The following is a 21,071-nucleotide window of genomic DNA, read 5'->3' as shown; positions in this document are numbered from 1 at the left end:
CCTTACCTACCCTTGCCAAAGACAACAATTTCGACCGTGCGGATCAGAATCAACAAATCTAAAAAGAAACTGCGATGCTTAATGTAATACAGGTCGTATTTAAGTTTTTCCAATGCATCAGCTTCAGTTGCACCGTAAGGATATTTTAATTGCGCCCAACCAGCCAAGCCTGGTTTGACATTGTGTCGCTCATTGTAATACGGAATTGATTTAACTAAGTTTTGTACAAACTCTGGACGCTCTGGTCGCGGCCCAACAAAGCCCATATCACCACGCATAACATTATAAATTTGCGGTAGCTCATCAATGCGATATTTGCGAATAAAATTACCGATGCGCGTTGTTCTATCGTCATTTTTTGACGCCCATTGCGCGCCATCTTTTTCCGCGTCGACGCGCATGCTTCTAAACTTGATGATATAGAACGGATGGCCATCTACACCTACACGTTCTTGACGATAAAATATCGGTGCAGAAAATCCATCATCTAGTTTAATAATGATGGCCGTGATCAACATCACTGGCCATGTAATCAATAACAGTACAAAGGCGATTGCTGCGTTAAAGAGCCAATCTAAAGTGTTGCGTAAGTAATTCGTTGAGGTAAAACCGTTAGAATAAATCACCCAGCTTGGGTAGATCAAATTAACCGCGATTTGCCCTGTTTCTCGCTCGATAAAATCTAAAATTTCAGTAACTTCGATACCACGAATTTTGCATGCGAAGAGTTCATCAACTGGCAGGTTGTTACGTCTTTCATCACTGGCGACAACAATCTCATCAATTTCATTGTCAAGCGCATAGCTAACAAGCGAGCCATCGAGGCGAATTTTAGTTTCTCGCTCAATGCCATCTGCACTATCACCTTCCATTTGCACGTAGGCGTGTACTTTAAACGACTGCCTATCAACGTCGCGACGCATACGCTTTTCAATAATAGATGCTCTTTGACCAGCACCAATGACTAACACCTTTCTTTTATGGAAGCCAAAAAAATCAAGGCGATGTGCGCTAAATCTCAAAACAAGTACGAACAATAAACCGATCAATGAGGACAGTGCGAGTAATTCAATGGGTAATGCAAAGTCACCGTAAAGTGGATTGAACAGGGTAACGATAGAGAAGGCTATTGCGATAGCAAGTAGTATACGGCGAAATAAGCCTCTAAAGTTCTCTCTTAGTTTAGAGTTATATAAACCAAGCGCCAAGCATGTTAACTGAAAAGTTAACGCGAAAACTAACGCATATATGAACAATACGTTGTTTGGCGGTAGAGTAAAATCGACTATGCCTATCCACTGGTTCGCTGAAATCGCAACCAATAAACTAGACATAAAAACAAGTAGCTCCAGCAAAACAAACGACTTGCTACTTATGGATAAGTCTCGAAATGCAATGACTGGCATATTAGTTATACTATTCCTTTGAGTACGCTTAAAAAAACAGAAAAACACTTATTTTGGCGCGTTGATAACTCTAGCAGAGTTAACTATGCATTTACACACTTTAAATAGCGCAACCCATTTGTTAAAAAGTGTGCACACAATAAAAAAATGCAATACAATCATTTTGCAATATCACTAGAATGTCGGGTATTAAGGTACTAACCATGGAAAAACGTATTATCCACACTATAAAAACCATTGCGGCACTGTTTTTCGTAAACTTGCTTGTGGCTTGTAGCTCTGTAGACCAACTACCTCAAGCAACACTGCACCCTTCAAAAACAACCGATATTGACTCTTATCGCTATCTTATTGGTGCTGGTGACTCAGTCAATATTTTTGTTTATGGCAACCCTGAAGTCTCAGGTAGCTTCATTGTTCGACCAGACGGTATGATTACTACATCACTCGTTGAGGATATTCCGGTATCAGGCAGAACGCCTACTGAATTGGCTAGAGATATTGAAGAAGTTCTAGGCACTTATTTAAGAGATCCAATCGTTACCGTCACCGTTGGTGGCTTTGTCGGTCCATTTAGCGAGCAAATTCGTGTTATAGGCGAAGCAGCACAGCCACTTGCGATAAATTACAAAAAGAATATGACACTGCTCGACGTCATGATCACTGTCGGTGGTTTAACAGAATTTGCCGATGGTAATGATGCTGTGCTAGTAAGGATAGAAAATGGTGTGCAGAAGCAGTATCCACTAGCAATTGATGACCTTATCAAAAGCGGTGATATTTCTGCCAATGTTGATATGCTGCCCGGAGACATCATAATCGTGCCGGAAACATGGTTTTAATTAATAAGACAAGAGCCTGTTAGTAAGAGGTCGGGAATGCAAGAATTACTTGAACAGATAGTCGACTATCTGAAAGGTATATGGATTAAACGCCGTTATATTATTATCGCAACTTGGGCAATTTGCCCAATCGGCTGGTATTTTGTTGCTCAGATGCCCAATGTTTATGAATCTTCCGCACGTGTTTATGTCGACACACAATCATTGCTGAGGCCCCTGCTACGCGGATTAACTGTAGAAACAAACCCCGATACCCAAATCCGCCTAATGGTCAGGACTTTACTAAGCCGACCAAATCTAGAACGTATTTCTCGTATGACAGACTTGGACGTGCAGGCCAATACAACCGAAGAGTACGATAAAATCATTGAAGATTTAAAAAAAGACCTAAGAATATCCAGCGCGGGCCGCGAAAATATCTATACATTGTCTATCGAAGACAAAAATGCAGAAGTTGCGAAAAATATAGTTCAGGCAGCACTTACCGTCTTTATTGAAAATACTTTGGGTGAGACGCGCAGTGATTCAGATGAAGCACAAAAGTTTCTGAATGCGCAAATTAGAGATTATGAAAATCGCTTAGTTGCGGCTGAAACACGTTTAACAAGCTTTAAACAGAAGTACGGTGATGTACTAATGAGCAATAGTGGCGGTTTTTATGCCACGCTAAATAGTGAGCAAGAGCAATTGGAACGAGCGCAACTTCAACTGGAAGAAGCCAAAACTCGATTAGCTTCCGCTAAAGCACAACTTGCCGGTGAGGAGCCAGTATTCGGTTTATTCACGAGTCGGGTTAAAAGCAATAATAGCGTCGCTACCACTTATGATTCTCGTATCGAACAGCTTGAACGCAGTATGGATGAGAAATTACTTCGCTTTACTGAAAAGCATCCAGAAGTTCAAGAAATTCAGCGTCGATTAGATGAACTCAACCGCCTTCGAACTGAAGAAATAGAAGCTTATTACTCATCTATTAAAACTTCTGAAGAAGAGACTAACAAAGCTGTTACAAGCGTTGACAAAAACCCAGTTTATCAAGAGCTAAAAATACAAGCTAACCAATATGAAAATGAGGTCGCTTCACTGACAGTGCGCGTAGAAAATTTTAAAAGGCGCGTAACTGAAATAGGAAACAAAATACACTCTCTGCCGGAGATAGAAGCAGAGCTTACCGCACTAAACCGCGGCTATAACATCACAAAAAATAAATACGAAGAGTTATTAGCACGTAAAGAAACCGCTCAACTGGCACAACAGGCAGACGAGACAACGGATAAAATTCAATTCCGAGTTATTGACCCGCCGAGAGCGGCTTTACAGCCTTCTGGTCCGCCAAGATTAGTTTATTTTATCGGAGTGACAATCCTCGGGGTTGGTGCTGGACTTGGAATGTCGTTATTAATGAGTCAAATTAGCCCAGTCATTACTTCTACTCAACAATTATCGAGAGTTACAGGTGTCCCAGTATTTGGTACTGTTTCTGCGAATGAGACTTTAGGGCTGCATCAATGGCACCGTAGAAAAACTGTGCTATTTATGATGTCTAATTTAGTGCTGCTTGTTTTGCTTGTTGGCTTTATTAGCTATTTTGCGTTTCCTGATATCGTTCAAGCACCATTAAAAGGGGTACTAGGTTAATGAGTACTATTGAAAAAGCGCTTGCAAAGCGAAAATCAGCACAGATTGTAGAGCAGTCTAGTCAATCTAAGAGCGAAGAAAGCGCTACTCCTCCCCCTGTAGAAAATGTACCGCAAGAAAAGCACAGTATTTTTGTCGACAATGACAAACTCACAGAACGTGGTTTCCTACACAGCGGTGGAGATTCGCATCACCAGCAAGAAGAATTTAGGCATATCAAGCGTAAACTGCTCAATAATGCATTTGGCCCTGCCGCCAAAACATTACGTCAAAGCAACTTAATCATGGTTAGCAGCGCGAACCCTAACGAAGGGAAAACCTTTGTTTCCATTAACCTAGCGTTAAGTGTTGCACTCGAACAAGATAAAACCGTTCTACTCATTGATGCTGATGTATTAAGGCCGAGTTTACACCGCGAATTAGAGTTCGAGAATGACACTGGCCTACTAGATTACCTTTGTGGCGATACCGATGATGTCGCTCGCATAATCTATCCAACTAATTTACCTAACTTAAAAATTATGCCGGCAGGCACTGCACACCATTTAACTAACGAACTGCTAGCCAGTGAGCGTATGGCTAAACTAGCCAACGAATTATCTCAGCGCTATCCTGATCGAGTCGTGATATTCGATAGTCCGCCATTGCTCGGTGTCACTGAGACACCCGTACTTGCTAGCCTTGTTGGCCAAGCCGTAGTTGTCGCAGAGGAATCAAAAACCAAAATCGAAGATATTAAGCGAGCGACTATGCAGCTTGATGAAGATCTTGCCGTTGGCTTTGTACTCAATAAAACCATTAAAACCAGCAAGGATGTGTATGGCTATTACGGATATGGCTATGGACGTAAAAGGTAAAGTCTCAATCGCAATGCTATGTCAGTTGCTACACTTTTCTGTTCAAGCAGCTGATTCAAGCTTTGCGCCTACCATCAGTATTGAAGAGGTGTTTTCAGACAATGTCGAGCTTAGCTCTTTTGATAAGCAAAACAGCCTTGTTACCAGAGCTATTTTAGGCCTTAACCACTCTATTTCATCGGCTATCATCAATGCCAACATAAATGGCAATTATACTCATCAGTTTTATAGTCATGACAGTGACGCAAATGAAGGCTATGAATCATTAAGCTCTCAAATAAACATTACCCCTTGGCGTAAAGGACCAACAGTTAATTTACAGGCTAATATTGCTAACGTACCACGTAGCACAGGTGGCAATTTTGCGTCAGACCTAATATCCGGTGACACCGTACGAACAACTAATTACGGAGCGGGCCTTAATTATCAAGTTCAAAACAGCGACTTTTTGTTATCTATAGGTGGCCAATATAATGATAGCCGATCAGGTGACAACGTAGGTGAAAGCTATGGCTACACCAACAGTTTTAGCTTCCAAAATGGTATTGGCCAAAAAAATGTATTTTGGGATATCTCGAGCAGCTACTCAGATCGAAAAAATAGGGGAGAGTCTGCCAGAAGCTATCAAGTTCAAGCAAGATTTGGTGTCATTACATCATGGAAGCTCAATCCGTTTATACGCTATTTTGACGAGAATTTTTCTGGCAGTGTGTCAAACAACAGCTTGAATCAGGGTGAGTCATATGGTGCTGGTTTTCGTTGGCAGCCCGTCAACCTAATGATAATAGACTTGTCATATAATGCAGCGGAAGATGAAGAATTAAGCGATGATTACGTCGCATTTGAGTTTAACTGGCAGCCAACTACTCGCACCCAAATATCTGCTAGTTATAACCAACGATTTTTTGGTGATTCGTATGGGTTAAACATTAATCACAGAAACAAAAGACTTACCAACACCATTAGCTACAACGAACAAATTCAAGCGTTTCAAAGGGATAACTTTGAGGTTTTCACTGAATCTGTTTTGTTCTGCCCACTCAATCAACCAATTGATATCGATAGCTGCTTATCAAACTTAGACAACGAAACGCAGCCAGAACTATTTTTTGAACTACCTATTTTCGATATTAGACCCGTTGAGGATAATCAATTTTCTTTGAACAAACGTCTTGCATGGAATTCAACTCTCTCATTATCGCGAACAACTTTTTCCCTCACGATTTCCAGCAATGAACGGGAAGATCTTAATACTGGCAATACCCAAGACGACGTATCCTTTGGCTTAAGCACAAGTAGGCAGTTAAACGCAAGAAGTCAGCTAACAGCAGCTTATCAATTTTCTCGAAATGACTTTTTTACTCGAAATGTCGACATTGATACCGAGCGACGCGACTATTACCGCACTTATACGATTGGCTATTCACGAACTCTTGGTAAATCTATTTCTGTAAACTTTGATCTCAGACATCTTGCGCGAACATCTAATACCAATACTCGAGACTACGACGAAAACCGCGCAACGCTCTCGATAACAAAAGATTTTTAATTATGTACGAAAGTTACTACGGCTTTACTGAGCGTCCGTTTCAGCTCAGTCCAGATCCTCGTTTTTTCTTCGCCTCTAAACACCACCAACGAGCACTCTCTTATTTACAATATGGCTTAGATCAAAAAGAAGGCTTTATTGTGATCACTGGGCCGATTGGCACGGGTAAAACCACCATTGCGCGAAACTTAATGAGCAATTTACCGGAAGCCAACATCGTTGCAGCCCAGTTAGTGACCACCAAGCTTAACCCTGAAGAGCTGTTAGAGCTTGTTATTGCCGAGTTCCGTATTGCCTATCAAGGGGATAGCAAAGCTGACATGCTCAAAGCAATTGAGCAATTTTTGGTTGCCTTACATAAGCAAGGTAAACGCGCATTGCTGTTAGTTGATGAAGCGCAAAATCTACCCGCAGAAACGGTTGAAGAATTGCGGATGCTTTCAAACTTTCAACTGGATAACCAGCCTCTTATTCAAAGCTTCTTGCTCGGCCAAGAAGAGCTTAAAGGTATTATCCAAGCGCCCAATATGGAACAGTTTCGCCAGCGAATTATTGCATCTGCCCACCTACGTCCGCTCACCGTGGAAGAAGTTGAAAACTATATTAAACATCGGCTTCAATTAGCGGGCTGCGACAAAGAGGAGCTATTCTCTGAACAAACCTACGCCTTAATTCACGAAAAAACCTTAGGTGTGCCACGGAAAATCAATATCTTTGTTGACCGTATACTACTATTTGGTTTTTTAGAAGAATTACCAAGCATAGACATCGACGCGATTAACGCCGTCGCAGAAGAAATGGGCGCTGAATTAACCGGCTCGTTAAGTCTTGAACAAAGTGAAGCGGCGCCGCAAACGAGCAAAGAGCAACTTATTGTCAATTCCTCAGAAAATGTCGAAAACATCAAAGATGTACTGCGTGAAATTGAAGATATTTTAGAAACATCGATAAAGCAAAAAGTAAAAATGGCCCGTTACGTTGATAAGTTACTCAAGCAGAAGAATCGTCAGCTTGCTGAAGCCTCTGTTGCCGCTAATATTGACGAAACTAAGCCAGACTAAACGACATTAGTTGCAACATTTACAGGTGCGACAACGCTTAGCATTAATGCTAAAATCAGCGGCCTGATAAATCTGAGCGATTTCACATGTTAGCATTACGTTCACTTTTTTACTTTTTACTGTCACTGCCTGTCAGGTTATTGGTTCGCTGTAAAATCGTACCGGACAGCCTACCTGAACTTACCAAAAAGAATGACAAACAGCCGATTTTCTATATTGTTCGACACCAATCGGCCAGTGATTTACTCGCGCTACAAAAAGCATGTAAGCGCATGGGTTTACCTGACCCATTAAGCCAAGTCACCATCAAAGGGCAAACTTTCGATCGCACCTTATGCTTGGAAAAGCCAACCGCCCTGCTATTTGGTAAAAAACATCGCAAAACAAAAGCACTTATCCAAGGTATCAGGCTACTAAAACTTCATGCCGAAGACAGCGACCTTAACGCACAATTAATACCTGCAAATCTTGTTTGGGGGCGTCGTCCAACATTAGAAAAAAACAATGCTAATGTCGGCACCTTGCTCGCAGATCAAGAGTCTCCAACTCCGCTGCGCAAGTTTTTTATCGTCCTCTTTCTAGGCCGTCATACACTAGTGCGCTTTAGCGAAGCATTATCACTACGCGCGATGGCAGACGATCACGGTACAGACAAATCAACTGCTCACAAGCTATTACGGGTTGCTCGTTTTCATTTTCATCGCCAAACTATCGCTGCAACTGGCCCACGCCTAATGCATCGCGATCAAATGTTTACCGCTTTGCTTGCAAACCCTGCGGTAAAACGTGTAATTGCTGACGAGGCTGCCAGTAAAAAAATCTCAGAACAAAAAGCTAAACAAAATGCGCTTAAAATGATGGATGAGATCGCTGGCGATTATCGTGATTCAATGATTCGCTTTGGCGATCGCATTTTAACTTGGCTTTGGAATCGTCTATATCAAGGCATCGAAGTAAACAATGCCAGCAAACTGAGAGAAGTCGCTCAAGACGGACACGAAATTATCTACGTACCATGTCATCGCAGCCATATGGATTACTTATTACTGACCTATGTAATTTTCCATGAAGGGCTTGTGACGCCCCGTATCGCTGCAGGAATTAACTTAAATTTCTGGCCAGCTGGCCCGATTTTCAGAAAAGCAGGCGCGTTTTTCATCCGCCGAAGCTTCCGTGGTAATCGCATGTACTCAACGATTTTCCGTGAGTATCTGGGCTTGTTATTCGAGCGAGGTTACGCAGTAAAATACTATACCGAAGGTGGCCGCAGCCGCACCGGTCGTTTACTTCAGCCTAAAACTGGCATGCTAGCGATGACCATTCAAAGCCTATTACGCGGCATTGACCGACCACTGACATTAGTCCCTGTTTATATAGGTTATGAACATGTCATGGAAGTTGGCTCATACCACAAAGAACTCAGCGGCAGCAAAAAGCAAAAAGAATCCATTGGTGGTGTCATTAAAGCCATCAAGAGCCTGCGTAACTACGGTAAAGGTTATGTGAATTTTGGTGAACCGATTAACATTAATCAGTTCTTAAATAAGCATGTCGATGACTGGCGAGATGCGATCGACCCAATCGACCCGCAAAAGCCCAGTTGGCTAACCCCAACCGTGAATACGCTTGCCAACGATGTAATGGTTTCTGTTAACAAGAGTGTCGCGCTCAATTCAGTATCACTAACAGCACTTATACTGCTGGCGACTGAAAACAAAGCTATGGCTGAGAGCGAGCTTGCACAACAACTTAAATTCTTTATTGATATGCAGAAGCTAGCCCCCTATAGCGAGTCAATGACACTGCCAGAAGATGATGCAGAAACATTGATTAGCCATATTAAATCGCTAGCTAAAGTTACTATTGAGCGAGATAACTTAGGGACTATTTTATCTTTGAATAGTACAGCTGCATTAGAGATGCGTTACTACCGCAACAACATCTTGCACGCATATGTTGTTCCGTCACTCGTCTGTCGAATCTTAGAGCGCAACGCGAAAACCGGTCACCAAGAAATGCTCGAACAGGTCAGTCAGCTATTTGCTTTGATTAAAGCTGAACTGTTTTTATGGCAAAGCCAAGATGAGGTTCATACTCAAACTGAGCAGGTCTTGAAAGCACTTGCCGAGCAAAACATGATCAAACAAACCAAAGCTGGTTTTTGGTCTGTGATTGACGACACGACAGTAAAAACTAAGTTGAGAGTGATGGGCGAGTGTATTGATGAAACCTTACAGCGCTTCGCGATTATCGCCAACCTACTGACACAATTAGCGCCAGTCAGTAAAAGTGCGCTGGAAGAGCAAGTCATCACGATTGCCAAACGACTGTCCAAGTTAAACAATATTAACGCGCCGGAATTTATCGACAAAAAAGCACAATCCGCACTTATCAGCGTACTGAAAGAGCAAGGATATGCAACCAATAGTGATAACAGCTATTTGAGCGATACCGCCGAGCTAAGGCAGCTTAAAGAGTTGATTAATAACTTGGTCGATATTGAAGTACTGCAGAGTATTGCAAGATAGTGCTTAGTCTCTTAAATAAACAAAAAGGCGCCTAAGCGCCTTTTTTGATCTCGTTTGGTAGCTAACCTTTGATTAATAACCCCAGTACTCAATCACCAAGCCAACAAAAACCGCTAAACCAACATAGTGGTTATTTAGAAACGCTTTAAAACAAGGCTCACGCAGTCGGTCTTTAATCAAAATTTGTTGAAAACAAAATAGCCCAGCAACCACCACTAGTGACAACTGATATGGCCAGCCAAACGCCATCATCTCACCAACAGTGAGCAAAATGGCCAAGACCATTAACTGCAAAAAGCCAATAATTCGAATATCGTAACGACCAAATAAAATAGCAGTTGATTTCACCCCTATTTTTAAGTCATCGTCCCTATCCACCATGGCGTACATGGTATCGTAAGCAACCGTCCACAATAGGTTTGCCGCAAACAAAAGCCAGGCTACGGTCGGTACATGCCCCTGAATTTCGGCAAACGCCATTATCATGCCCCAACTAAATGCTGCGCCAAGCACCACTTGCGGCAAATGAGTATAGCGCTTCATAAACGGGTAACTGGTTGCCAAAACCAGCGCCACCACAGCATATTGAATAGTTAGCCAACTGAGGTTAATGGCAAGAGCCATTGCCGCACCAATTAAAAAGCCAAACAGCATAATCGCCTGCTCAGGTGTCATTAAACCCGATACCAAGGGACGCTGCTCGGTACGCTTTACTTTGCCATCTACTTTACGATCAGCAAAATCATTAATGACGCAACCAGCGCTGCGCATAATCACCACACCCATAGTGAAAATCAACAGCAAGATACCATCTGGTAAACCGTCTGACGCTACCCACAACGCCCAATAGGTCGGCCACAACAATAAATAAGTACCGATGGGTTTGTCGATGCGAGTGATCTGCTTAATCGCCTGCCAACTTAACGTCGTCATCGCTATGCACTTGCCTCCATTGCTTGATACGCCAACGCTTGAGGAAGGAATACTTCCGCTACTGCTAGCGGTTTATCGTGTAAAAAGAAGATAGAACGACGGCCCCAAAGCTCGTGCTGTGGCGTCAACTCAAGTTGTTCAGCTAGCTGAGCGACACTACTCTGTGATGAAAATTTAGCGACAGAAAACTCACCGCGCTGTAAATGCGGACTATTAAAGATAGCCTGCCCTAAGGGCATATTGCCTAGCCCAGCTAGGCAAGCTTCGTCGCCTGTTAATGTGGAAAGTGGCATCAAGCTACGGGCGAACACTTGTGGTTTACCATCGCATAACAATAACACTTCGCGCACGATAACCGGTTCACCTTCTTTAATATGGCTGCAAGCTTCTTCGGCGCTGCAAAGTTGCTCTGATTGACCCAATACAATTACTTCAAATTGATGACAGTGTGCCTTTAACCTTGCCGTCAAAGAACCACCATCATACAACCAAGATTTAAGCTCTGGCGATAATGGCAATTGCGGCTCGGTCAGCCAGTTGGCATTTAAGGTCACGGGGAATAGACGTGTATAGTCGAACATAACAAAAGAAATCGTTGGCAATGGCGCAATAATAACAGGGCAATAACGATTTACACCAGTTTTGACGGGAATTTGCCAATGAATGTGAATAAATTTACTTCAAGAACTACCCTTTTTTTGCCATCAAGTTACAATGATTTACATATATTAAGAATGCCTTGCGATTAAGTTTTAATTACATGAAAAAACTCTTCCTGCTGTTGTTACTCGCTTCTTCCTCGTTAGCAGTTAAAGCTTCTGATTACGTCTACTATGGCTTCCAGCCAGATATCGTAACTAACTATGTTGCGGTTAAGAAAAAGCTCGGCTACGTCCGATTAACAGTAGAGTTAATGATTGAAGGAAGTGGTAACCTAGAAGCCGTTGAGCACCATGCCCCGCTGCTGCGCGATGCCATTATCAACATTATTGGCCAGCAACCGGAAGAAAAAATAAAGTCAATTAATGGCAGGCAACAAATCCAACGTGAATGTGAAGCTAAGGTAAAAGAGCTACTTACGCAGGAAACTGGCCAGCCTTTGGTGAAAAGATTAATGTTTACCCAGTGGCTCGATAACTAGCAGCCCAAAAACTCAAGCCAAATAGTTAGCCTGACACTGGCTTAGCCATTTATCTTGGTCTAGATTCCGCACATCTACGTAAGAAAAAGCGAATAAGAAAGAACCTATGAAAAAGGTAGCCAAACCTAAGCTACCTTTTATACCTACCGAATTGGCTCAATCAAATTGAACCAAGTGTCCCAAAAGCTGAAACTAGTTAAATTGCTTTTTGCCGTTTAGCAATCAACCAAGCCATCGCGCAGCCAACAACTAAACCGACTAAGTGTGCTGTGTTTGCCATATTAATCGGTAACACATCGACAAAGCCTAACAGCAGCCAGATCAGTAAAAAGCCAACTATAGACTTTGATAAGCCAACACCACGCTCTGGCATTAACCAGCCAGCAAACCAAGCGAAACCAACCACCGCATAAACAACACCTGATAGGCCACCAAAATTCGGGCCAGAAACAATAAACTGGCCTACATTAGAGGCAATCGCCGATAACAGAAATAAGTTCACAATTTGCCAACGACCAAAAATACGCTCAATCGCACCGCCTAATTGCCACCACCACAGCGTATTAAAAGCAATATGCAGTAACGAGAAGTGCAGAAATGCTGGACCAATAAGACGCCATGGCTCGGTCACTAGTCTTTGAACATCAAGCTGACTGTAAAACGACAAACTGGAAAAAAGATCTCGCCCTAAGCCTAAATTCGCCAATATGTACACTAGCCAGCAGGTACCAAACACAATCAAAGTGAACGGGCCAGCTTGCGCAAAAAACTGCTGCTTTACACCTGAAAACGCATGGCTAGGCATCGATGTCTGAGCGCCACTATGCTGCTGAGCCGCTTGCTGATATTTAGGGTGATAAGGCTGCAGGGCAAACTCATTGAAGAGTTGCTTAGCTTGTTCAACTTGATTAGTAGCAACGCATATCCAATGGGCATGATCTTGTTCAACAAGCTTAGCGGGTATTTCTAGGCTACAGAGATAATCGACAAACAGCTGGCCAATAGCTTGTTGATCTACTTTAACAAGCGGTTGCAACGGCAAACTATCCATTACTTTTCAATGTGTTCTGGGTAAAGTTGCTGCCACTGAACAAAACCGCCATCAAGCGAATAGACATCGCTAAAGTCTTGGTTATGTAAAAAATCCGCTGCCGGTTGGCTAGAAATCCCGTGGTAACAACAAACGACTGTCGGTTTATCAAAGTCAGCCTCGCGCATAAAATCGGCTAGATTTTCATTGGTTAAATGAATTGCACCTGGAATACGCCCTTGGTTAAACGTGTTCGCATCTCGAATATCAAGTACCACATAGTGATCTTCGCCAAGCTGCTCAGCCAATTGGTTGGCCGATAAATGCGTAAAGTTACTTGCTTGCTGCATATTTAAAACCTCTTAACTCATAAAATAGAGTATCTTCTGGTCGCTATTATACGAATATTCTCAATAAATAACCTTATACCATTTTGCACATGTCTCTGAGCATGAAAATCTGAGCATAAATATCTGAGCTAAAATAACGGTGCATAAATAAAAAAGGCACGTAGTATTACGTGCCTATTCATCCGTTAGCTTTGCTACAGCAGTGCTATGATTGCCAGTCCAAAATAACTTTCCCTGAATGACCAGAGCGCATCACATCAAAACCTTGCTGGAAGTCATCTACTGAATATTGATGCGTAATGATAGGCGTTAGATCTAAGCCAGACTGTATCAGGCTTGCCATTTTGTACCAGGTTTCAAACATCTCACGGCCATATATGCCCTTGATTGTTAACCCTTTAAAAATCACCTTGCTCCAGTCGATTGCCATATCTTGGCCAGGAATACCGAGCATGGCAATTTTGCCGCCATTATTCATATTTTCGAGCATGTCATGGAATGCCACAGGTACACCAGACATCTCCAAGCCAACATCAAAGCCTTCTGTCATGCCTAACTCAGCCATGACATCGCTCAGCTTTTGCTTTGATACATCAACTGCTCGAGTAGCGCCCATTTGTCTCGCTAAATCAAGACGGTACTCATTAATATCCGTGATCACCACATGGCGTGCGCCAACATGTTTTGCCACTGCAGCGGCCATAATGCCAATCGGGCCAGCCCCTGTGATCAGCACATCTTCACCAACAAGGTCAAAAGACAATGCCGTATGCACTGCATTACCAAACGGATCAAAAATGGCAGCTAGTTCATCAGATATTTCATCCGGCAATTTAAATGCATTATAAGCGGGGATCACTAGGTACTCTGCGAAGCAGCCAGTGCGATCAACACCAACGCCGACAGTATTGCGACACAAGTGCGTACGACCGCCACGACAATTACGGCAGTGACCACAAGTAATATGCCCTTCGCCAGACACTCTATCGCCAATAGCAAAGCCTTTAACTTCTTGACCTATGCCGACAACTTCTCCGGCGTATTCATGTCCTACTACCATAGGAACGGGTATGGTTTTCTGTGACCACTCATCCCAGTTGTAAATATGAATGTCGGTGCCGCAAATGGCCGTTTTCTTAATCTTGATTAATAAATCATTGTGACCTAACTCAGGCATTGGCGAGTCGGTCATCCAAATGCCTTCTTTGGCATGTAACTTAGCTAAAGATTTCATCTGTTTTCCTTACTAGCTCGCTGAAATCACACCTAGCTCTTGGCCAATGCGCGTAAAGGCCGCAATCGCCTTGTCTAATTGTGCACGAGTGTGTGCTGCTGATATTTGCGTGCGAATTCGCGCTTGCCCTTTCGGAACGACGGGGAACGAGAAGCCAATCACGTAAATACCTTCGGCCAATAACTTATCTGCCATTTTACTGGCTAATGCCGCATCACCAATCATCACAGGCACAATTGCGTGATCAGCGCCTGCACAGGTAAAGCCAGCAGCTTCCATTTGTGTACGGAAGTAGCTTTGGTTTTCACACAAGGTTTTACGTAAGTCATCGCCGTCTGCCAATAAATCCAGCACGCGAATTGACGCAGAAACAATGGCTGGTGCTAATGAGTTTGAGAATAAATAAGGGCGCGAGCGCTGACGTAGCCATTCAACAATTTCTTTTCGACCCGAAGTGTAACCACCGGAAGCGCCGCCCATCGCTTTGCCTAAGGTGCCAGTAATAATATCGACACGGCCCATTACATCGCAAAACTCATGGCTGCCTCGACCTTTGTCACCGACAAAACCAACAGCATGTGAATCGTCTACCATCACTAAGGCGTTGTATTTATCGGCCAAATCGCAAACAGCTTTCAGGTTAGCAATAACACCATCCATTGAGAACACACCATCGGTCGCAATCAGTTTGAAACGAGCGCCAGCTTCATCGGCTTCTTGCAATCTTGCTTCTAGCTCTGTCATGTCGTTATTGGCATAACGAAAACGCTTTGCTTTACACAAACGTACACCATCAATAATTGAGGCATGATTTAACGCATCAGAAATAATCGCGTCTTCTGGCCCCAATAGGGTTTCAAATAGGCCGGCATTAGCATCGAAACAAGAAGAATACAAAATGGTATCTTCCATGCCTAAAAAATCACTTAACTTTTGCTCAAGCGTTTTATGAATATCTTGTGTACCACAGATAAAACGCACAGACGCCATACCAAAACCGTGATCATCTAAGCCCGATTTTGCTGCGTCAATTAACGCAGGGTGATTTGCCAAGCCTAAATAATTATTAGCACAGAAATTAATAACTTCTTCGCCACTCGTAACCGCAATTTCAGCTTGTTGTGCTGTTGTAATAATGCGTTCAGCTTTATACAAGCCGTCGGCTTTAACTTGATCTATTTGCTCTTGTAGATGCGCATAAAAGTTCGATGACATAAGTGCCTCTAATTATTTTTGTCGTAAAATACCGTGCGTTTCCAACCGAATCTAATGGGTGTATCAATTGGGTCAGTAATAGCTAAGCATTAGCCTAGCAGCTTGATTTTTCAAGCCGCGTTTTAATGTCGGCGTATTCTACGGATTTACTGGCGCAGGTATAGTCCGATCAGTGAAATAAACTGAGACTAAACCAAGCCAAGATGACAACTTTTATTGGCAGGGAAAAATCAAAAGGCAGGCAATGGCGCACTGCGCCATGTCTCAGATTGCAATACGTAGCTTGCGCTACTTCGCTCTTTCACTTAGCCAGTGGGCAATATCAATTGCCAATGACTTATTGCGGCGCAGCAACTGGTTGCCCGCATAATTACCCTTGTAGAGCAACATTGTTGAGCGATCGTGACCATTCCATTCAAACAGCTCTTTGGCCGTTTGGTAGCTTTCCACATGATGCACTGAGCTAATAAAGAAACTCGCGATATCTCTTAAGTTTTTGTAACGCTCTTTGGTGGCATAGTCCATATCTGGGCTGAGTAGCGCCATGTTCGCAACGTATAACTGCTCGGCTGTTGAAACAGCATAGCGAGCGGCGCAGCCAACCGACAAAATTGAGATATTGTTTTCTTTAGCCAACTTAGTCGCGAGATGTTCATAGCCAGCGAGTACGTCTTCTTCCCAGTACGCCATCAGCTGAGCCATACGTTGCTGGTAATTAATGATGTCTTTGGTATCACGCTTAATGTTGGCATGTGAATATTGCTCTGTAGTGCTTTTACCATAACCGCGCAAATCCAATGATAATACGTGATGACCTTGCTCAGCCAATAGCTTAGCAATTGGCGTTAGCGATTGGCGATCAGACTGGCACCCGTGCAATAACAAAAAGCCATCGCTGCGCGGCAAGCCCTCAAAATAATCAGCGCTTAAGGTAAATTTATCTTTAGTGGTGATACTCACTTCAGCCATCAAATTCACCGCGTCACTGACGTTAGTGCTTGAATTCGCGCTTGATTGAGTTTGCACCGCACTTACGTTAGAAGCGAACGAAAATAAAATAAAGCACAATGCGGGGAAAATAATAGATAGTTTCATGGTGAGTGGCACACTAATCGCGCAGTAGTTGATGTAATTCAATAAGATAGCAAAGCCAATGTCAGAGGAAAACCATCAACAATTACTTTTCTAAATACGGGGGCTATAATAGCGAAAATTTTCGACATAATGACATTACCTTGGCATTGCTAACCTACCGACTGCTTCTTATTTTCCTACTACCTGTCGTGTTGCTCGCGGCAATATTGCGTTCATTAAGCCAGCCAGCTTATCGACAAAGGCTACACGAGCGACTAGGTATAGTGCCCAGTAAGTTCCGTCCAGGCGGTATTGTTATTCATGGCGCAAGTGTCGGTGAAGTTTTGGCACTTAAACCTTTTATTAATCAGTGCTTAGTTGAATTTCCCAATACACCCATAACGGTTACCACATTTACGCCGACAGGCTCAGAGCAAGTGCAAAAAATTTTCGGTGATCGGGTTCAGCATTGCTACCTCCCACTCGATGTTTGGCCGTGCACTACAATGTTTTTAGCCAAACTCAAACCCAAAGCTTTAGTGGTCATGGAAACCGAACTCTGGCCCAATTTAGTGGCACAAGCGTATAAGCGAAATACCAAATTACTGCTGATCAATGGTCGAATTTCGGATAAATCGGTAGCTAGCTACCAAAAGTTTTCAGCGCTTATCAAGCCATGTTTAGCAAAATTTGATCAGGTATTCGCGCAAAGTGAAGTCAATAAAGAGCGCCTTATCGCCTTGGGGGCAAGGCAAGCTCGCTGTCATAACATTGGTAATCTTAAGTATGACATCAGTGAAGGCAGTGACACTAAGGTTAAGTACCAAACGCTAAGCCCAATGTTTTCGCCAGCACGCCCTGTATGGCTACTTGCCAGCAGTCATGAAGGTGATGAGCAGCTAATTTTGGATGCTTATCGCCAAGTTCGTGAAGCACACAGCGAACTGTTATTGGTGATTGTTCCACGCCACCCAGAGCGCTTCGACAAAGTTGCCCAGTTACTTGCCCAACAAGGCTTTAGCTATCAGCGACGTAGTGATGCTCAGCCAATATTGCCAGAAACACAAGTTTGGTTGATGGATTCTTTAGGGGAGCTGTTAGCTGCCTATCAACTCGCCAATATCGTGACCATCGGCGGGACGTTTTCCACCATTGGTGGGCATAACCCGCTTGAACCTGCGCTTTATCAAAAGCCAACAATTGTGGGTTCAGACATGGCTAATTTTGCAGAAGTACATCAACAGTTAGTAGAGCAAAACGGCATCATTACGCTAGCGCATCAGGACAACAAACAGCAACTTGCTCAGCAATTAAGCTTAGAGGTTAGCCAACTACTAGCTAACAACACACAAGCGCAAACGTTGGGGCGTAACGCTTATCAAGTGGTGAAAGCCAACCAAGGATGTAGCGAGCGAACGCTAGCGGCACTAAAAGCTGAACTGAGCTAAATTGACTTGAAATGGCCTGTATGGCCTAAACTTTGACACGTCAGCCGTGCAACTCGCTCAAGTGATATTAAGGTGTGTTTGATAGCTCAGGATAGCGATCGGCGATAAGCTGTCGAATCTTATCTTTGACCTGTTCAACAGAAATGTTTTCCATTAAATCATCACCTTTCGCTCTTACCCCCCAAGGGAGTTTGCTAACAGGCTGATGATATTGCGCTTGAATGGCTTGCTGGTAGTAGCTGACAACATATTGTGGGTACAAGTATGGGCCAGTGCGTTTAGGATTGCTGTGTGCATACAAGCCAATAACAGGTGTACCAACAGTTACTGCCATATGAGCAGGCCCAGTGTCGGGTGCAATTACCAAGTGTGCCAGTTTCAAACAAGCCGCTAATTGCACAAGCGAAGTTTTACCAACCAAATTCAACAAAGGCTCAGGACAGTTGGCTTGAATAATGGTCGCTAACTTCTGTTCAAGCTCTGTTGGGCCGCCACAAAGTACAACAGCAAAGCCTTGCTGGTGCAAGTGGTAGGCAATTTCGCCATAGCGCTGTGCCAACCAATTGCGCTCAGCTTTGCTAGCCGCAGGACAAATAATTGCTATCGGCTTATCACTCACTAGCTGCTCACTCGCCCATAGCTGCTGCTCATCACTGATTGGCATATGCCAGTGCGGCGTTGTATCACTCACCCCAAGTTGCTGGGCAAAGCCCATAAAGCCGTCTAACACATGAGGCTCAGTTTGCGACTGAATTTGGCTGTTGGTAAACAACCACTGCCCCTCCTTGGCACGAGCGCGGTCAAAGCCAATGCGCGTTTTTGCCTTAATCATTAAGCTGGCAATACTAGCGCGCAGTGCAACTTGCATGTGCAACAACACATCAAACACTTGGCCTGCCAAGGCTTTGCGCAATGCCATATAGCCTTGCCAGCCTGCTTTTTTATCGAATACGACAAATTTTACACCGGGTAATTCGCTTAACAGCATGGCTTCCACTTTGCCGATCACCCAAGTGATTTCGCAATCAGGATGTTGTCGCTGGATCGCTTGCACCATAGCAACCGCATGACAAACATCGCCAATAGCGGATAAACGTAAAATACAGAGTTTTTTTGGAGCGATCATTTGACCCGCCATAGAGGAATCACCACAATAGGCAGCTTATGCTGGTATTTGAATTTGGCCTATTATCTTGAACCTCGATGCAATTGTAAATTCTGGACTTGCCTCACTTGTAAAAGAACCGCACCAATGGCTGCTTTACAACAAACAATTTGCCCATTTGTTAAACAATGAAATGTTCGACAGTGACTATTGGCAGAATCAGAACGCCGTGACCGGCAGTGCACAGGGGCGCGGCACAACCTACTTTGTCAAATGTGAAGGGCATGATTGGGTGCTCAGACATTACTATCGCGGTGGCCTGATTGGCAAACTTATCCATGACAGTTATTTGTATACTGGCATCAACAACACTCGTGCAGTTAAAGAGCACATTCTGTTGAGCCAGCTTGAACAGTGGAAATTACCAGCGCCACGACCTGTTGCTTGTCGAATTCGCCGCAGTGGGCTGAGTTATCGCGCAGACATTATCTCTGAGCGGATCAACAACGCGGAAGATCTCTACACGCGATTGTTACGCGAACCTGTGACAGATGAACTTTGGCAACGTATTGGCAAGACCATTGCGGCTTTTCATCAAAAAGGGGTATATCATCACGACCTGAACATTCACAACATCTTACTAGATGACAAACAGCAAGTTTGGCTAATTGATTTTGACCAAGGTGAAATACGTTCGGGTGGCAATTGGCAGCAAGCTAATATGGCAAGGCTGTTAAGGTCTTTTCACAAAGAAAAAACCAAGCACCCTGCGGTTCATTGGCAAGATGCACAGTGGCAGTTACTTGAGCAAAGCTATCAGCAAACGCTCAAGTAACCTATCTTAGAAAGGTTTATTAGATTTAATTCTGTCCGCTGTATGTAGAGTCACTAGCCAGCTAAACGGGCTTCTTCATGGCGCGCTAAATACAATTCGCGAGCTTTTAGAAATTCGGGTAATGCTTTTTCTGTGGTGTAAGGTTTTAAGATAACGAGAATCTTCAACACCCCTTCGTAGAATACTGAAGCATCAATCTCATTTTCCATATTCTGTGTTTGGTAGAAGCTCAACCAGAAGGTATTGACCAAACGCAAAATGCTAACGAGATCAGGGAGCTCTTCGTCGTTAAAGTTAATCATGCCAGCGTCGCGCAATGAAATCATCATATCGCTCACTCGCTTACTGATCAGCTCCTGAACCTCAACATACTTCTCTCGCAATGACGGATTCTTTGCCAGCAATACAGGAAGATTTGCATAAAAGAAACGGAACTTAGACATTGCCTGAAAAACCGCATCCATATACAAAATAATCGCATCAAGCGGTTCGATATCGTCTGACATTAACGGAAACGTATCGAGAATTAAGTTACGCGCATATTGTTCGTATATCGACAGAATAATGTCTTCTTTGTTTCTGAAGTGATAATAGAGATTGCCTGGGCTAATACCTAAATGTGCAGCAATGTGATTTGTTGTGACATTGCGCTCTCCATGTTCATTAAACAATTCGATACTAGCTTGAATAATTTTATCCCATGTTTTCATTATTATTGTGTACCCCTCTTCCCAGCTGTCGTTTTATCATACTATCAAAGTCAATCTGACTTAAAGTATTTGCTCAAAAAAACTTGTGATTCGTTGTTGCTATTTTCATCAAGCC

The 21,071-nt window shown here is 43.3% G+C and carries 19 protein-coding genes; 9 read left to right on the top strand and 10 right to left on the bottom strand.

Translation table 11 applies throughout. The annotated features are described in order from the left end of the window. Positions 1–2: 2 nt before the first annotated feature. Positions 3–1,334: a TIGR03013 family XrtA/PEP-CTERM system glycosyltransferase gene (locus DXX92_RS00580; protein ID WP_245961367.1), complete on the bottom strand. Its 1,332-nt coding sequence runs from the start codon at positions 1,332–1,334 to the stop codon at positions 3–5. 275 nt (positions 1,335–1,609) lie between these two features. Between DXX92_RS00580 and DXX92_RS00575 the strand changes: the two genes are divergently transcribed. The 6 genes from DXX92_RS00575 to plsB all read left to right on the top strand — a co-directional run bounded on the left by DXX92_RS00575 (position 1,610) and on the right by plsB (position 9,881). Continuing rightward, entirely contained in the window at positions 1,610–2,248 is a 639-nt protein-coding gene (locus DXX92_RS00575) for an XrtA/PEP-CTERM system exopolysaccharide export protein (protein ID WP_115998649.1), read from the top strand. 36 nt (positions 2,249–2,284) lie between these two features. Further along, positions 2,285–3,886: an XrtA system polysaccharide chain length determinant gene (locus tag DXX92_RS00570; protein WP_115998648.1), complete on the top strand. Its 1,602-nt coding sequence runs from the start codon at positions 2,285–2,287 to the stop codon at positions 3,884–3,886. Next, the gene (locus DXX92_RS00565; RefSeq protein WP_115998647.1) at positions 3,886–4,743 is read left to right on the top strand and encodes an XrtA-associated tyrosine autokinase; all 858 of its coding nucleotides are present in this window, start codon (positions 3,886–3,888) and stop codon (positions 4,741–4,743) included. Before DXX92_RS00570 ends, DXX92_RS00565 begins: the two co-directional genes overlap by 1 nt. Beyond that, positions 4,706–6,292: a TIGR03016 family PEP-CTERM system-associated outer membrane protein gene (locus DXX92_RS00560; RefSeq protein WP_181901659.1), complete on the top strand. Its 1,587-nt coding sequence runs from the start codon at positions 4,706–4,708 to the stop codon at positions 6,290–6,292. The genes DXX92_RS00565 and DXX92_RS00560 overlap by 38 nt, the downstream gene beginning before the upstream one ends. Positions 6,293–6,294: 2 nt before the next feature. Next, positions 6,295–7,353: an XrtA/PEP-CTERM system-associated ATPase gene (locus DXX92_RS00555; RefSeq protein ID WP_115998645.1), complete on the top strand. Its 1,059-nt coding sequence runs from the start codon at positions 6,295–6,297 to the stop codon at positions 7,351–7,353. Between the two features lie 86 nt (positions 7,354–7,439). Continuing rightward, on the top strand, positions 7,440–9,881 hold the full coding sequence (plsB, locus tag DXX92_RS00550) for a glycerol-3-phosphate 1-O-acyltransferase PlsB (RefSeq protein ID WP_115998644.1): 2,442 nt from the start codon (positions 7,440–7,442) through the stop codon (positions 9,879–9,881). A 72-nt stretch (positions 9,882–9,953) separates the two neighbouring features. Here the strand turns inward: plsB and ubiA are convergent, their stop codons facing one another. Next, the gene (gene ubiA, locus DXX92_RS00545; protein WP_115998643.1) at positions 9,954–10,814 is read right to left on the bottom strand and encodes a 4-hydroxybenzoate octaprenyltransferase; all 861 of its coding nucleotides are present in this window, start codon (positions 10,812–10,814) and stop codon (positions 9,954–9,956) included. Positions 10,815–10,816: 2 nt separating this feature from the next. After that, a complete protein-coding gene (locus tag DXX92_RS00540) occupies positions 10,817–11,395 on the bottom strand; it encodes a chorismate--pyruvate lyase family protein (protein ID WP_115998642.1) in 579 nt (192 codons plus the stop codon). 179 nt (positions 11,396–11,574) lie between these two features. On the opposite strand from DXX92_RS00540, the gene DXX92_RS00535 reads away from it, so the two are divergent. After that, a complete protein-coding gene (locus DXX92_RS00535; protein ID WP_115998641.1) occupies positions 11,575–11,955 on the top strand; it encodes a flagellar basal body-associated protein FliL in 381 nt (126 codons plus the stop codon). 196 nt (positions 11,956–12,151) lie between these two features. Here the strand turns inward: DXX92_RS00535 and glpG are convergent, their stop codons facing one another. From glpG to DXX92_RS00510, 5 genes are all read right to left on the bottom strand, one after another. Then, positions 12,152–13,006 carry a rhomboid family intramembrane serine protease GlpG gene (gene glpG, locus DXX92_RS00530; RefSeq protein ID WP_115998640.1) on the bottom strand — a complete coding sequence of 285 codons (855 nt, stop codon included), beginning with the start codon at positions 13,004–13,006 and terminating at the stop codon, positions 12,152–12,154. Next, positions 13,006–13,335, bottom strand: a complete 330-nt coding sequence (glpE, locus tag DXX92_RS00525) for a thiosulfate sulfurtransferase GlpE (RefSeq protein WP_115998639.1) — start codon at positions 13,333–13,335, stop codon at positions 13,006–13,008. The genes glpG and glpE overlap by 1 nt, the downstream gene beginning before the upstream one ends. 205 nt (positions 13,336–13,540) lie before the next feature. Beyond that, positions 13,541–14,569, bottom strand: a complete 1,029-nt coding sequence (gene tdh, locus DXX92_RS00520; protein WP_115998638.1) for an L-threonine 3-dehydrogenase — start codon at positions 14,567–14,569, stop codon at positions 13,541–13,543. Between the two features lie 12 nt (positions 14,570–14,581). Further along, entirely contained in the window at positions 14,582–15,784 is a 1,203-nt protein-coding gene (locus DXX92_RS00515) for a glycine C-acetyltransferase (protein ID WP_115998637.1), read from the bottom strand. A 288-nt stretch (positions 15,785–16,072) separates the two neighbouring features. After that, entirely contained in the window at positions 16,073–16,879 is an 807-nt protein-coding gene (locus DXX92_RS00510; protein WP_115998636.1) for an alpha/beta hydrolase, read from the bottom strand. Positions 16,880–17,019: 140 nt separating this feature from the next. On the opposite strand from DXX92_RS00510, the gene waaA reads away from it, so the two are divergent. Further along, complete coding sequence (gene waaA, locus DXX92_RS00505; RefSeq protein ID WP_115998635.1) at positions 17,020–18,306, top strand: lipid IV(A) 3-deoxy-D-manno-octulosonic acid transferase; 1,287 nt, start codon at positions 17,020–17,022, stop codon at positions 18,304–18,306. A 67-nt stretch (positions 18,307–18,373) separates the two neighbouring features. On the opposite strand, the gene DXX92_RS00500 is transcribed toward waaA, so the two are convergent. Then, positions 18,374–19,432 (bottom strand): glycosyltransferase family 9 protein, encoded by a 1,059-nt coding sequence (locus tag DXX92_RS00500; RefSeq protein ID WP_245961366.1) that lies wholly within the window; start codon positions 19,430–19,432, stop codon positions 18,374–18,376. A 67-nt stretch (positions 19,433–19,499) separates the two neighbouring features. On the opposite strand from DXX92_RS00500, the gene DXX92_RS00495 reads away from it, so the two are divergent. Further along, complete coding sequence (locus DXX92_RS00495) at positions 19,500–20,246, top strand: 3-deoxy-D-manno-octulosonic acid kinase (RefSeq protein WP_245961365.1); 747 nt, start codon at positions 19,500–19,502, stop codon at positions 20,244–20,246. Positions 20,247–20,299: 53 nt separating this feature from the next. Here DXX92_RS00495 and DXX92_RS00490 read toward each other — a convergent pair whose 3' ends face one another. Further along, positions 20,300–20,956, bottom strand: a complete 657-nt coding sequence (locus tag DXX92_RS00490) for a TetR/AcrR family transcriptional regulator (RefSeq protein WP_115998633.1) — start codon at positions 20,954–20,956, stop codon at positions 20,300–20,302. Positions 20,957–21,071 lie beyond the last annotated feature (115 nt).

It is taken from the genome of Thalassotalea euphylliae (genome assembly GCF_003390395.1).
Taxonomy (GTDB): domain Bacteria; phylum Pseudomonadota; class Gammaproteobacteria; order Enterobacterales; family Alteromonadaceae; genus Thalassotalea_F; species Thalassotalea_F euphylliae_C.
The sequence above is the reverse complement of the archived record's forward strand: the minus strand, read 5'-3'. Positions and strand labels throughout refer to the sequence as shown.